This is a genomic window from Streptomyces sp. NBC_00457, assembly GCF_036014015.1.
Classification (GTDB): Bacteria; Actinomycetota; Actinomycetes; order Streptomycetales; family Streptomycetaceae; genus Streptomyces.
Window position 1 is genome coordinate 6,093,501 of record NZ_CP107905.1, and the last position, 14,141, is coordinate 6,107,641.

The 14,141-nt window shown below is 71.0% G+C and carries 12 protein-coding genes; 5 read left to right on the top strand and 7 right to left on the bottom strand.

Features of this window, described 5'->3' with window-relative positions:
• Window positions 1-26: 26 nt before the first annotated feature.
• The 3 genes from OG828_RS27885 to OG828_RS27895 form a co-directional block, all read right to left on the bottom strand.
• Window positions 27-1,454, bottom strand: a complete 1,428-nt coding sequence (locus OG828_RS27885) for a PAS domain-containing protein (protein WP_328362580.1) — start codon at window positions 1,452-1,454, stop codon at window positions 27-29.
• Window positions 1,455-1,601: 147 nt separating this feature from the next.
• On the bottom strand, window positions 1,602-2,015 hold the full coding sequence (locus OG828_RS27890; protein ID WP_328504948.1) for a GNAT family N-acetyltransferase: 414 nt from the start codon (window positions 2,013-2,015) through the stop codon (window positions 1,602-1,604).
• A gap of 31 nt (window positions 2,016-2,046) precedes the next feature.
• Window positions 2,047-2,445: a RidA family protein gene (locus OG828_RS27895; protein ID WP_328502648.1), complete on the bottom strand. Its 399-nt coding sequence runs from the start codon at window positions 2,443-2,445 to the stop codon at window positions 2,047-2,049.
• Between the two features lie 210 nt (window positions 2,446-2,655).
• On the opposite strand from OG828_RS27895, the gene OG828_RS27900 reads away from it, so the two are divergent.
• Window positions 2,656-3,348, top strand: a complete 693-nt coding sequence (locus tag OG828_RS27900) for a metal-dependent transcriptional regulator (RefSeq protein ID WP_133912046.1) — start codon at window positions 2,656-2,658, stop codon at window positions 3,346-3,348.
• A gap of 629 nt (window positions 3,349-3,977) precedes the next feature.
• Window positions 3,978-4,892: an alpha/beta fold hydrolase gene (locus OG828_RS27905; RefSeq protein ID WP_328440078.1), complete on the top strand. Its 915-nt coding sequence runs from the start codon at window positions 3,978-3,980 to the stop codon at window positions 4,890-4,892.
• Window positions 4,893-5,012: 120 nt separating this feature from the next.
• Here OG828_RS27905 and OG828_RS27910 read toward each other — a convergent pair whose 3' ends face one another.
• From OG828_RS27910 to OG828_RS27920, 3 genes are all read right to left on the bottom strand, one after another.
• Complete coding sequence (locus OG828_RS27910) at window positions 5,013-6,602, bottom strand: transporter (RefSeq protein ID WP_328362590.1); 1,590 nt, start codon at window positions 6,600-6,602, stop codon at window positions 5,013-5,015.
• On the bottom strand, window positions 6,599-7,369 hold the full coding sequence (locus tag OG828_RS27915; RefSeq protein ID WP_328362593.1) for an ABC transporter ATP-binding protein: 771 nt from the start codon (window positions 7,367-7,369) through the stop codon (window positions 6,599-6,601). Before OG828_RS27915 ends, OG828_RS27910 begins: the two co-directional genes overlap by 4 nt.
• A gap of 90 nt (window positions 7,370-7,459) precedes the next feature.
• Window positions 7,460-8,122 (bottom strand): bifunctional DNA primase/polymerase, encoded by a 663-nt coding sequence (locus tag OG828_RS27920; protein ID WP_210582233.1) that lies wholly within the window; start codon window positions 8,120-8,122, stop codon window positions 7,460-7,462.
• Between the two features lie 305 nt (window positions 8,123-8,427).
• Here OG828_RS27920 and OG828_RS27925 point away from each other — a divergent pair, with 305 nt between their 5' ends.
• A complete protein-coding gene (locus OG828_RS27925) occupies window positions 8,428-9,816 on the top strand; it encodes a transcriptional regulator (RefSeq protein ID WP_328502649.1) in 1,389 nt (462 codons plus the stop codon).
• A gap of 805 nt (window positions 9,817-10,621) precedes the next feature.
• Window positions 10,622-12,157: a hypothetical protein gene (locus OG828_RS27930; RefSeq protein WP_443062518.1), complete on the top strand. Its 1,536-nt coding sequence runs from the start codon at window positions 10,622-10,624 to the stop codon at window positions 12,155-12,157.
• A gap of 58 nt (window positions 12,158-12,215) precedes the next feature.
• Here OG828_RS27930 and OG828_RS27935 read toward each other — a convergent pair whose 3' ends face one another.
• Window positions 12,216-13,523, bottom strand: coding sequence for an ABC transporter substrate-binding protein (locus OG828_RS27935; RefSeq protein WP_328502651.1), 1,308 nt, complete (start codon window positions 13,521-13,523; stop codon window positions 12,216-12,218).
• Between the two features lie 117 nt (window positions 13,524-13,640).
• On the opposite strand from OG828_RS27935, the gene OG828_RS27940 reads away from it, so the two are divergent.
• Window positions 13,641-14,141, top strand: a complete 501-nt coding sequence (locus OG828_RS27940) for an SCO4402 family protein (protein WP_210582560.1) — start codon at window positions 13,641-13,643, stop codon at window positions 14,139-14,141.

Sequence of the window (14,141 nt, forward strand, 5' to 3'; positions counted from 1 at the left end):
AGCGCCCGGCCCCAGCCTTTCACTCGTTACTCCGAACCTTCCGGCGGCCAGTCCCCGCGCACCGCCCCCGCCAGATCCAGCGCCCCAGCGATCCGTACGGCGACATCCTCCGCGTACGCCGCGTCGGGCCGTTCGAACGCGCTGCGTCCGGCCCCGCGCAGAAACGTCACGACGCCCAGCGTCCGCCCCCGGCTGCGCAGCACCGCGCACAGCGCGTGCACGGCGTCCGCCGGCCACTGCCGGGCCAGCGCCCAGGCGCGCGCCTGTTCGGCCGGTACGGTGCCGACGCTGGCCCGCACGGAGCCGCCTCGCTGAACGCACTGCAGGGCGGGGTGCCCCTCGCCGTAGCGGATGGGCAGGCCGGCCTGACCGGTGACCAGGCTGGGCCCGGGCGCGCCCGCGGGTGTGGTGGCGATGCGTACCAGTCGTACGGGCTCGGCGGTCTCGGCGTCGGTGATCGCGCCGCCCGCCGCGCGGTCGATCAGGGCGTGGTCGGCGAACCCCGCTAGCGCGAAGTCCAGGTGGACGACGGCGGCCTCGGCCGGGTCCTCGCACTCGGCGGCGGCCCGTGCGGCACGGTGGAGCTGATTGCTGCGGAACCGCAGCAACGACGCCTCCTGCTCGGCCTGCTTGGCCTCCGTGACGTCGTTGAACAGCCAGCCGACGCCGAGCGGTACCGGTTCCTCGGCGAGCGGGGAGGCCAGCCGTACGAAGCCACAGCGCCAGCAGCGCCGCTTCTCGCCCTCCGGCGTGCGTACGCCGACCCAGATCTCGGCGGGCGCGGGCGGCGCACCCTCGGCGAGGACATGGGTGAGGGCGCTCTCGAGCTCCTCGACGCCTTGGGAGAGCAGTTCACCGAGCGGTCTGCCGAGTACGGACGTACGCCCGATGCCCAGCGCGCGGGCCGCGTGCGCGTTCACCACGGCGGGCCGCAGGTCGGCGTCGACGAGGACGACGCCCCAGCTCGCGTCGTCGAAGAGGGCCTCGCTCAGCGCGATGGACCGCTCGAGGTCGATCTGCGTGTGCACCTCGCTGAAGGCGCAGTACAGACCGGCGGGCTTTCCGTCGGGGCCGCGGACGGCCGCGGACTGGGTCCGTACGAGGACCCGGCCGCCGTCCTTGGTGAGCAGCGCGAACTCATGGACCTGGCGTCCCGGCGCGTGCATGGCGGCCATCAGCCGGGACTCGACCTCGTCGGCGTCCGCCGGCCTTACGGCCCACCCGGCGAACCCGCGTCGGCCCACGGCCTCACTCGCGGTCCACCCGAGAATCCGCTCGGCCTCACGGTTCCAGTGCGTGACGACACCGTCGGCGTCGAAGGCGCACAGGGCCGCGTCCATGCCGTCAAGGAGCGCGGCCAGCAGATCGGAACCGCCCGAGCCCTCCGGACCTTCCCTTTCGGGCTCGTCCGGTCCCAGCTCGTCGGTGGTCCCACTACGCCTGGAAGCACTCACCTGGACCCCCTGCAGGCTGCGTCCGTACGTACGGCACGTCGGTTCGCTCACTAACAATCATTCAACTCGAACGTGACGCAGCACACATCGAGTTCCCGCAAGATTGAGAGAATCGTTGCACGCCGGAAACGCGACGTGAACCCCTCCTTACGGTCGGGAGGTGGCAAGCCGGAGGTCGATCCACAGGTCGTTCGCACCCGGCAGCACATACCTCTCCACCTCCACGAATCCGCGCGCCCCGGCAAACCGCACCCCGTCCTCGTTGACGGCCAGCACGCAGGTCTCGATCACGTCGGCACCCAGCACGCGCGCGTGGGCGAGCCCTTTCTCGTACAGAGCGTTCCCGATCCCGCGCCGCCGATACCGGGGCAGCACACGCGCGATCACCGTCGCGACGGCTTCCTCGCCCTCGGGCGGCCGCACGGTGGAGCACCCCACGAGTTCGTCGCCGAGATACGCGTTCTCCAGCCGGTAGCGGCCACCGCGCTCCCGTACCTCGTCGAGGTCCATGGCGGCGGGCGGCACGATCACGTTGTGCACGTACCGCCACTGCTCCAGCATGACGTCGCCGGACACCGGCTCCAGGCGGAGGTCAGACACCGTCGCCGTCCGTGCGTCGCGCGTAGACCTCGATCTCGAACTTCATCCGGGGATCGGCCAGCCCGCACACCATCATGGTCGCTGCCGGGAGGACCTCGCCGAAGTGGCGGCGCAGTACCGGCCAGCAGGGTTCGAAGTCGTCCCGCTCGGGCAGCAGGTACCGCACCCGGACGACATCGGCGAACGAGCACCCCGCCTCCGCCAGCGCCGCGCCCACGTTGCGCAGACACTGCTCGGCCTGTTCGACCACGTCGTCGGAGATCGTCATGGTGGCGTAGTTGTAGCCGGTCGTCCCGGACACATGCACCCACTCCCCGTCGACCACGGCCCGGGCATACCCGATCTGCTCCTCGAACACCGAACCGCTGAGTATCGCTCGCCGCTTGGTCATGTGCGGAACGCTAGGCGACCGTGTCCCGCCGCGTCGAGTACCAAGATCGCCGCTCCCCGCTGCGCGCATGACACTCCCGTTCCGAGTCGCCGCACCCCCGGTTTCACCGGCACGGCACGCTTGTCAGTGGTATCCGGCAGAATTGACTCCAGGGCCAGCGCACAAGCCGGGAAGCTGTCGTGCTTCCGGCAGATCTCACGAGGGGCACGTATGTCCGGACTGATCGACACCACGGAGATGTATCTCCGCACCATCCTCGAGCTGGAGGAGGAAGGTGTGGTCCCCATGCGCGCCCGGATCGCCGAGCGGCTGGACCAGAGCGGGCCGACGGTCAGCCAGACCGTGGCGCGGATGGAGCGGGACGGACTGGTGTCCGTCGCCAGCGACCGGCACCTGGAGCTCACGGACGAGGGCCGCCGGCTGGCGACGCGCGTGATGCGCAAGCACCGCCTGGCGGAGTGCCTGCTCGTCGACGTGATCGGGCTGGAGTGGGAGCAGGTGCACGCCGAGGCGTGTCGCTGGGAGCACGTGATGAGCGAGGCCGTGGAGCGCCGCGTGCTCGAGCTGCTGCGCCACCCCACCGAGTCGCCGTACGGCAACCCGATCCCGGGCCTGGAGGAGCTGGGCGAGAAGGACGGCGCCGATCCGTTCCTGGACGAGGGCATGGTGTCGCTGGCCGACCTGGACCCGGGGACGGAAGGCAAGACGGTCGTGGTGCGCCGTATCGGCGAGCCGATCCAGACGGACGCACAGCTGATGTACACGCTGCGCCGCGCGGGCGTGCAGCCCGGCTCGGTGGTGAGCGTGACGGAGTCGGCCGGCGGGGTGCTGGTGGGCAGTGGCGGCGAGGCGGCCGAGCTGGAGTCGGACGTCGCCTCTCACGTGTTCGTCGCCAAGCGCTGACCGGGCGCCGGGAGTCGGCAACTTCCGGGGCCGGAGGGGCAGTTGCGGCGCCGCGTTGGTTTCGTCGATTCCGGAATTCACCGCGCCGAATTGCAGCGCTCGGACGGATCACGTGCGAGGCTGTCGCGTGAGGCATATGACCTGAGGGATTCTTGGCCGTGGTGCGACAGCGATGTCGTCCGGCCGGGGAGGGGGCGGGGAGGATGTGCCGTAGACGTGGAGAGGGCCCCGGCGCCGTGTGGCGCCGGGGCCTGTCCTCCCCTGTGCTGACCCGGAGCCCCGAGCTCTCAGGGTCATTCCCCTCGGACCGCTTTCCCCGAGCGGTCCGCCTCCCGCAGAAGATCTCCCCTCGCCGCGGGCGGTCAATCCCTGACCGAGGTCACTCGTACGAGGGGTGTTACCGGCAGACCCCGCATCTTCGAATGTGTATTCGATAGCCTGAGGGTGACACGGCATGTGGAACCTGCGCTTCACCAGTAGGCGCGGCATGTCGGCAAACGAGCGAGGGCCCTGACCGGCCCCGGCAGAGAGTGGTACCACGGCAGGCAGGACACGGTTCACAGGACCGGCCGGCTCGAGCGGGAGCGGGAGCGAGCGGTCCGAGCGGAGCTAGGGGGGTGCCAGGATCCATGGCGCGACGCATCGACGTGACCGGGGCGGGCGGCGTACGCCTGGCGGCCTGGGAGTTCGGCGACCCTCCCAAGCCCGACCCGGCGAGCGAGACGACCGGACACACCGACCGTGCGACACCGCACCAGCCGCCCGGCCCCGGCGAACAGGACCGCTGCTCCGGCGTGCTGTTACTTCACGGCCTGATGGGCCGCGCCTCGCACTGGGCCTCCACCGCCCGCTGGCTCTCCGGACGCCATCGCGCCGTCGCGCTCGACCAGCGCGGCCACGGCCAGAGCGACAAGCCCCCGCAGGCCTCCTTCACCCGCGAGGCCTATGTCGAGGACGCCGAGGCCGCCCTCGAACAGCTCGGCCTCGGCCCGGCCGTCCTCATCGGCCACGCGATGGGCGCCCTGACCGCCTGGCAACTCGCCGCCAAGCGCCCCGATCTGGTCCGCGGAGTCATCATCTGCGATATGCGGGCCTCCGCACTCGGTGCGGCCTCGCAGCGGGAGTGGGCCCAGTGGTTCAAGTCCTGGCCCGTTCCGTTCGCCACGCTTGCCGACGTCCGCAAGTGGTTCGGTGAGGACGACCCCTGGGTGGAGCGGCCCATTCCGTCCCGCGGCGAGTTCTACGCCGAGGTGATGCACGAGTCTGCCGACGGCTGGCGGCCCGTTTTCGAACCCGACCAGATGCTCAAGTCCCGGGAGACGTGGGTGTACGACGCGCACTGGGAGGAGCTGGCCCAGGTGCAGTGCCCGGCGCTCGTTGTTCGCGGGCTGGATGGGGAGTTGGGGCGGGCCGAGGCGCAGGAGATGGTGCGGGTGTTGCCTCTCGGGGAGTACGCGGAGGTGGCTGATGCCGGGCATCTTGTCCACTATGACCAGCCGGAGGGGTGGCGCGCGGCGATCGAGCCGTTTTTGAATGCGCTGTGAGGCTGGGCGCGTTCTTGTCTGCCGGGTGATGTTCGTTGGCGGGTGCGGGTTCGTCGTGGCTTGTCGCGCAGTTCCCCGCGCCCCTTAGGTGCGCTGCCCAACCGCTCCTTCCAAGTCCCCTCAGCCCTTGCTCACCGCCGTAAGGATCTCCGGCAGTCGTTCTGCCGTCCTGGGGGCCGCCAGCCTCAGGCCCAGCCAAGTGACAGCGGCGCCGTACGCGACCCCCACCGGTAGCAGCACCCACGTCCAGTCGTCGCCGTTAGCGGTTACGTTCAGCCAGATGGTGACGGCGATGACCGGGGCGCAGAGGAGGGCGGACGCGACCATGCCGCCGAAGATGGCGATCCAGGCGAGGCCGGCCTGTCCGGGGGCGACGTTCTTGTAGCCCTCCTGGGGGATGGAGTACGGGAAGCGTGCCGACGTCCACGCCCCGGTCGCCAGCATCGCGCCGAGCAGGGCGAAGGACAGACCCAGCACCTCGGGCAGCTTGGCCCAGTCGCCGAGCAGGGCCGTCGTCAGGACGGTGACCAGTGCGGCGTACGGCAGTGTGATCACCAGCAACGCGAAGGCACGGGCGCGCAGTTCGACGTACGCATCCTTCGTGGACGAGATCGTCATCGCGACCATCCAGAACGCGGAGGTGTCCTGCCCGAACTGGTTGTACATCTGGATGCCGAGCATCCCGGCGGCGAAGCAGGCGAAGTAGATCGAGCCGGTGCCCTGGAGGGCGTTGAACACCGGAACGATCAGGCCGATCGCGAGCGAAGTCACCCAGGCGGCCTTGGTCTTGGGGTCGCGCCACACATAGCGCAGGCTGCGCTCCATGACCGTGCCGGTACGGCCGGCGGGCAGGAAACGCGACAGTCCGGTCGAGGTCCGCTCGCGAGTGGCGCCCTCGGCGCTCTGGAGGGTGGACCCGTCGGGCGCGGTCATCAGCCGGTTCAGATGACCCGACCACTGCCGCAGCAGCAGCCACAGCGCCAGGGCGCTCAGGGCGAGTTGAACAACAGCGACTCCATACGAGCCCTCGCTCGCCGAATCCGCCGCCCCGATCGCCGACGCGGGCGGCACCCACTTCAGCACATCGGCGAAGGGGGCGAGCTGCCCCAGCCCGGCCGAACCCAGCCGCTGCACCCCGAAGTTGACGAGCTGCGCCCCGATGGCGATGACCAGACCACTGAGCACCGCGAGATCACGGCCCCTGCGGCTGGTCAGCAACCGGATGTTGGCGGCGGCGACGGCCCGCGCGAGGGCCACGCACACCAGCAGCGCCAGCACCACACCGACGACGCCGACGACGTACGCCACACCGCCATGCGCCACCGCGACGACGGAACCGGCGAGCATGCACACCGTGAACAGCGGCCCGATGCCGACCAGCGAGGCCACCAGCAGCGCCCGCACGAGCGGCGCGGGGCGCAGCGGCAGCATCACCAGGCGGGTGGGGTCGAGGGTCTCGTCGCCGCTGGGGAAGAACAGCGGCATCACCGCCCAGCCCAGCGCCAGCACCGCGACGAGGAGTACGACCACCGACGTGGCGTGCTCGTTGCCGCGCAGCAGGATCAGGCCGAGCAGTTGGAGCGCGGTGAAGAGCAGCGTGATGGCGGCGGACGCGATGTAGGCGGCCTTGCGGCCGCCGGACTGCCGTAGCCCGTTGCGCAGCAGTGATAGCTTCAGTCGTACGACGACCGGGGTGATGTCGGCGGTCATCGTGCCCCGCCGCCCAGCCAGTCGAGATCGGACCCGGCGTTCCGCCCGTTCGCCCCCACGAGCTCAAGAAACGCCTGCTGGAGCGAGGCGGCGTCGCCCCGCACCTCGGCCAGCGGCCCGTGCGCCCGGATGCGCCCGGCGGCCATCACGGCCACCCAGTCGCACAGCGACTCCACGAGTTCCATCACATGCGAGGAGAAGACGACGGTCGCCCCGGAGCCGGTGTACCGCTCCAGTACACCCCGGATGGTCTGCGCGGACACCGGGTCGACGCCCTCGAACGGCTCGTCCAGGAACAGCACTTCGGGATTGTGCAGCAGCGCCGTCGCGAGCCCGATCTTCTTCCGCATCCCGGTCGAGTAGTCGACGACCAGTTTGTGCTGGGCCCCGGCAAGATCCAGCACATCCAGCAACTGCGTCGCCCGCTTGTCCACCTCGGCACCGGGCAGCCCCCGCAACCGCCCCATGTAACCGAGCAGTTCCCGCCCCGACAGCCGCTCGAACAACCGCAGCCCCTCCGGCAGCACCCCGATCCGCGCCTTCACCTCGACGGGGTCCCGCCATACGTCATGCCCGACGACCTCGACGGACCCCTGATCGGGCCGGAGCAGCCCGGTCACCATGGAGAGCGTGGTGGTCTTGCCCGCACCGTTCGGGCCGACGAGCCCGATGAACTTCCCCGCAGGCAGCTCAAGATCAACCCCGGCAACGGCAACTTGCTGCCCGAACCGCTTCCAGAGCCCACGCACACTTACAGCCGACGTCATGGTGCCAACCTAAGGGGCGCGGGGAACTGCGCGAGCAACCACGACGAACCCGCAGCCGCCGACGGCGAACGCGAGGCAGATCAGTAGGCGCTACCGATCCCGCCCACACGCATAGGCGAGCGGCGAGATCAACTCTTCCGCATCCGGCAACCACCGATTCGCCGGCGTAGGCCGACAAGCCCACTGCACAGCCCCCCGGGACCCGAACCGCGTAGGAGGCGCAGCCACCCACGCGCCCTCCCCGAGCGCCACGAGATCCAGCGAAGCGACCGCCCACCCCAGCTTGCGCACCAGATCGGGAACTTTCACCGCGGCCCCCGGCAGCACGAAGAACTCCATCCGCCGGTCCGGAGTCAGCGTCACCGGCCCCAGCGTCAGCTCCATCCGCTCCATCCGGGCCAGCGCCAGAAACCCCGCCGTCTCCGGAACGGAAATCGCGTCGAACGTACGCCCCGTCGGCAGCAGAATCGACGACGTCGGCTGCTTCTGCCACATCCGGCGCGCAACGGTCGCGCTGCCCGTCGCCTGCGTCGCCCAGTCCGGCCGCGTCGGATGCGCGCCGGGCGCGGCGCACGCGACGTCGCCGCACGAGCAGCGCTGCACCCCGTCGACGGCTTCCAGCCAGGTGCCCGGGAAGACGTCCCAGTGGCGCTCCTCGGCGTAGCGAACGGCGGTGTCCAGCAGCGATTCCCCACGCTGCTGCGGAATCTGGGCGGCTTCGGTGCTCGCGATCGTCTCTTCCACGCTCATCACAACTCCCGCACCCACCTCCGGTTACGGCTGTAGCGCGCGCGGGGGAGGAGCACTGATTCCGCAACTGGGGCGCATGGGTGCATGGGTGGGGGCGCGCAGGAGGATCCATGGCCTCGGCTGGGTAGCCACGAGTGGGGTCGGCTTCGGCCTTTACCCCGGCAATCCTCGCAAGCCTCGCATTTTCGTCATGTCGGCGGGGCATTGATCTTCACGGCCGGATCCTTTCGCTCACCGGAAGGCGCCGGGTCAGGGAAGACACATCAACTCGGTGCGTGGGCAGGCACCGCAGCCACAGGGGGTACGCCATGGCCGCAAGGCCTCTCGTCGCGCGGCAGCCGAACGAACGGCTGCAGGCGCTCATTCAAGAAGCGGGTTGCTCCAACGCAGGGCTGGCCCGCCGAGTGAACATGTGCGGTGCCGAACACGGCCTCGACCTGCGCTACGACAAGACGTCCGTCGCCCGCTGGCTGCGCGGACAGCAGCCACGCGGACGCGCTCCGGCGATCATCGCCGAGGCGCTGGGGCGCAAGCTGGGCCGTACGGTCACGATCGACGAGATCGGCATGGCCAACGGCAAGAACCTCGCCTCGGGCGTCGGCCTCCAGTTCTCGCCGACGGTACTGGGAGCCATCGAGCAGGTCTGTGAGCTGTGGCGCAGCGACGTCGGCCGGCGGGACTTCCTGTCCGGCTCGTCCGTCGCCGTGTCCGCGCTCGTGGAGCCGAGCCGGGACTGGCTGATCTCCTCGCCCGACTCGCAGGTGGCGCGCTCGGCGGGCCCGCGGGTGGGGGAGTCCGACGTGGCGGCCGTGAAGGCCATGACCCAGGCGCTGGTCGACCTGGACCACCAGTACGGCAGCGGGCATGTGCGCCCGGTGGTCGTGCACTACCTGAACAGCGTGGTCTCCGGTCTGCTGGCGGGGTCGTACCGGGAGGCCGTGGGGCGTGAACTGTTCGCCGCGGTGGCCCGTTTGACGGAGCTGGCGGGCTATATGGCCATCGACACCGGGCAGCCGGGCCTGGCCCAGCGCTACTACATCCAGGCGCTGCGGCTCGCGCAGGCGGCGGGCGACCGGGCGTACGGCGGGTATGTGCTCGCCGCGTCCATGAGCCATCTCGCCGCGCAGCTCGGAAACCCGCGGGAGATCGCGCAGTTGGCGCGGGCGGCGCAGGAGGGGGCGCGGGGTCGCGTGACCCCGCGCGCGGAGGCCATGTTCTACGCGGCCGAGGCCCGGGGGCACGCGTTGATGGGGGACGCGCGGTCCGCCCACGCGGCGTCGGGGCGTGCGGTGAGCGCGCTGGAGTCGGCCGACCCGTCCTCCGGCGACGACCCGACCTGGATCGCCCACTTCGACGAGGCCTATCTGGCCGACGAGTTGGCGCACTGCCACCGTGACCTGGGGCAGGCCGAGGCGGCGGCTCAGCGGGCCGAGGAGTGTCTGTCCGCGCTGCCCGAGTCGCGGGCGCGGCGCCGGGCGATCGGTTACGTCCTGCTGGCGACCGCACAGGTCCAGCAGCGCGAGGTCGAACAGGCCGTGCATACGGGGCTGAAGGCCGTGGAGCTGCTGGAGACCCTGCGCTCCAACCGGGGCGCCGAGTATCTGGAGGACTTCCAGCAGCGGCTGGAGCCGTTCCGGGACGAGCCGGTGGTAAGGGAGTTCGGGGCGCGGCTGGATGTGCAGGCGGCGGCGGCGTGAAAGACGCGGATACGCCCGCGTGAACGCGTGGGAAACGAAGGTGCTGGTGGTGAAGGAGGGGCGTATATAGCGGATGAGGGCCCGGTTTTGTTACGGCGGTCACAGGGAAGGAGGTCAGGTCCTGTGCTGCATGGCACCGGGCTCTGGGGACCCGGTAGCGTGAGCCGACGATTCCGAAGGTCCCCCATTCGTAGGAGTCCCGGTGACGCAGAGTGGACAGGGCGAGGAGCCCTCGCCGCGGCAAGCGCGCGAAGGCATCGTGCTGCCATCGGACGGTGGCGAGCCCCTGCTGCCGGGCACGACGAACGGACAGGGCGGTCCGCAGTACGGCCGCCCCGTCCCGCCGACTCCAGCCCCGCCGCCCGAGGGCCAGGCCTGGGGCACCCCCTGGGGCCCCGACCAACACCAGCCCCCGCCCCCACCGCAGGGCCAGGGCTGGGGCTCCCCGGAGCCGTACCAGCAGCCGGCACCGGGCGCCTGGGGCACAACACCGGACCAGGCGGGCGCGATCCCGGCCCAGCCGCAGCCGACGCAGGAGGCGGCATACGGCGGTGAGGCGCCGCCGGGATCGGGCGCGCAGCCGACGTATGCGCCGCAGGAGCCGGGACCTCAGCAGTCGTACCCGTCACACGGGCAGCCACCTCAGCAGTCGTACACGTCACACGGGCAGCCACCCCAGCAGTCGTACACATCGCATGCGCAGCCACCCCAGGGGCAGGGCGCGCAGCAGCCGTCGTACACCTCTCACACGCCGAACAGCCAGTCCCCGAGCGGCAGTCAGGGTCGGCATGCGGCAGGTGGCGCTCTGCCGCCCGCGGAGGCCGGCGGATACGGGGCCTCCCCTTCCGGGTCGGCCCAGCCGCCCACGCCCGGCTACGGCCCTCAGACGACTGCCCAGCCCCAGCCACAGCCCCCGGCCGCAGACAATGGCTACGGCAGCCCGGCCCCCGGCGCGTACGGCTCCGCTGCCGCCGCGCCGCAGCCACCTGCCGGATCCGGCGGCTTCGGGGCGCCGTTGCCACCCGCCGACGACGGCGCGACTCAGTACAAACCGCCGGTTCCCGGTCGGGGTGCGCCCGCGCATGCCTCGCCGGAAGGCGCGACCCAGTACATACCGCCGGTCGCCAGTGGGGGTGCGCCCGCGCATGGCTCGCCGGACGGGGCGACGCAGTACATGCCGCCCGGTCCCGGTGGCAGCACGCCCGCGCATGCCTCGCCGGAAGGCGCGACCCAGTACATACCGCCGGTCGCCGGTGGGGGTGCGCCCGCGCATGGCTCGCCGGACGGCGCCACCCAGTACATACCGCCCGTCACCGCGGCGCCTTCCGGGCCCGGTGACGAGGGTGCGACGCAATACATTCCGCCGGTGGGGCCCGGGGCGCTGCCGCCCGAGGTGCCTGCTGGGGCGGCCGGGGAGGAGACCCGCTATCTGGGGCGGGCGCGGCAGAACCCGGGCCCGTTGCCGCCGGCCAATCCTGATGCCGAGGCGACGCAGTACATCCCGCCCGTTGCGGCCGGGCAGGACCGGCAGCCGCCCGCCGAGTTCGACAGCCTCTTCCGCAGCGAGCCGGGGAGGGAGCATCCCGCCGCGGCAACCCAGCAGCTGCCCCGTTTCGAGCCGGGGCAGGCACCGGCGCGCCCCCAGCCCGCCTACGTCCCACCCGGCGCCGACGACCACCGCGGGCACGGGGGCCGCGGCGGCCGTACCGGCTCGCGGGTGCCGCTCATCGCGGCTGTCGGGGTCGGCATCGCCGTCCTCGGGGTCGGCGCGGGCGCGCTGCTCGCGAGCGGTGGCGGCGACGACCAGAGCGACGACAAGAACCAGACGGTGTCCGCCACCGCCCCGGCGACCGAGGGTTCCGCCTCGCCGTCCACCGACGCGGCCGAGCAGCAGGCCGTCGCGCTGGACAAGCTGCTGGCCGACAGCGGCGACAGCCGGGCCACCGTGATCAACGCGGTCGCCGATGTGAAGACGTGCAAGAACATGGGGCAGGCGGCGGCCGACCTGCGCGACGCGGCCAAGCAGCGCACCGGCCTGGTCACCAGCCTGTCGGAGCTGTCCGTCGACAAGCTTCCGAACCATGCCGCGCTGACCTCGGCCCTCAACAGCGCGTGGCAGGCGTCGGCGTCGGCCGACAACCACTACGCGGCGTGGGCCGACCAGGTCGCGGCCAAGAAGGGCAGCCTCTGCAAGAAGGGCCAGGCCCGCACCACCGGCCAGACCGCGGCAGGCAACCGTGCGAGCGGCACCGCGACCACGCAGAAGGCCAAGGCGGCCCAGCTGTGGAACGCGATCGCCAAGACGTACGGCCTGACCCAGCGCCAGCCGACCCAGCTGTGACGGCAGGAGCCGACCGGCCGTGTGCAAGTGACGCACACGTGCCGGCCGGCTCCACCGGTCAGCTCACATCCGCCTGCTTCAGCGTGTCCGTCATGTCGGTGGAGCCCTTGCGTGCCGCGACGAGCTGGCCCTTGCGTACGACCTGGAGGGTCACATCGGCGTTCACCATGCGCGGGAGGCCGATGGAGGCGAGCTTGTCCTGGAACTGCCAGCGCAGGGTCGGTGTGAGCCCGTCCGTGGAGACCTTGAGGCCGCCGTCGAGGGCCTTGCGCACGGAGTCGCCGCTCACCTCGCCGTCGCCAAGCGACTCCACGACCGCCTTGAACACGGTGTAGGCGATCCATGTGGTCTGCACGCCGACATCCCCGGTGTCGATGCGGTTGTCGCCGAACGCGTGCTTGTTGATGACCTGCTTCATCTCGTCCCACCGCTTGTCGGTGGAGACCGGGTACCAGCCCGTGATGAACGACCCCTCGTACGGCGACGAGGCACCGCCGCTCTGGTTGATCACCGACTGGTCGACGCTGCCGAGCACGGTGCCCGCCCGTACGTCGGGGTAGTCCGCGCGGGCACGCCGGAAGGAGTCCATGAAGGTGCTGGTGCGGTCGCCGAGGGCGGGCACCACACAGCCGGTTTCCGCCGAGTCGGCGGTGGCGTACTCGAGGGCCCGCTCGGCCGGGGCCGAGTACTCGGTGGCGTCGTCCTTGGCCAGCTGATTGCCGGTCGGCGCGTGTCCGCCCGCCTTCAGGCCGGAGTTGAGCATCGGGGGCAGCTCGTCACCCGCGATGGTGTCGGGCCGGACCAGGGCGACGCGCCCGCAGTTCTTGGCGAGCGCCTGCCCGAGGCCGGCCAGCAGGGCGGGCTGGCCGCCGTTGACCGGGTACGACAGCGGGCTGGTGAACTCCGACTCGGTGAGGCCGTAGCCGCCGATGTACGGGATGCCCGCGCCCTCCAGGGGCGGGAAGAACGAGTCGGAGTACTGGCTGTAGGAGCCGACGACCGCGACGACGTTCTCCTTGACCGCGCGCCGGCCGCAGTTGGCCGCGTCCACGGTGTCGTTGTGGTCGTTGCAGATCAGGACCTTGAGCTTGTGGCCGTTGATGCCGCCGCTTGCGTTGACCCAGCGCGCGTAGGCGAGGGCGAGGGCGGGCATGCCGGGCTTGTTCGTGGCGCCCGTCTCACTCGGCGCCCAGGTCATGACGGTGATGGTGTCGTCCCCGGCGCCCCCCGAGACACCGGGGACGACCCCGCAACCGACGGCGAGCGACGCACACGCGACCAGGGCCGCCGCTCTGCGGACGGTGCTTCTGACGGGTCGGGTGAAGGTGGGGAGGTCGGTCTTGCGGTGGTGGCGCCTGCCGGTCATGGACACGCACGATTCCGCCACATCACTAACCCGGGAGTGACCCTCGGTCAACGGTAGGTGACGGCGAGGTGAATTACGGGGGTCCCTGAGCGTCGTATGAGAAAGAACGTACGATCGGTGACCGTGCAAGGTTCGGAGAACTCTTCCCGTCGCGGCCGTCGCTCCTCCACCATGGGCGGCATGCCACTGAATGACATGCCGTGGTGGCGCTGGCGCAGCAATGTGCGCTCCGCGCTGCACATGCTTTCCGATCCGGTGTTCCAGCGAGAGGTCTGGCTCGCCGGAGTCGACGGGTACGGAGACGTCACCGACGCCGTGTACCGCCTGGTCGAGGACACCTGGCTGGACAACTGGTCCGCCGAGAAATACGTGGGCACGATCTTCCGGGACTCCCAGGAGGCGGCGCTCGTCGACACCGCCGTCCTGCGTGTGCTGCGGATCATGCACCAGGTCGGGCCGGATGCCCCGGTCTCCGCCTACCTCGAGAACCAGGCGTGGCCGGAGGCCGTACGGGCGGCCCGGGACGCACACGTGCGCCTCGCGGCGAGTGACGGGGACGACCCTGACACGCCTCCCCGGAGTCTCGAGGTGCTGCAGATCATGACGAGGTCCGCGTAG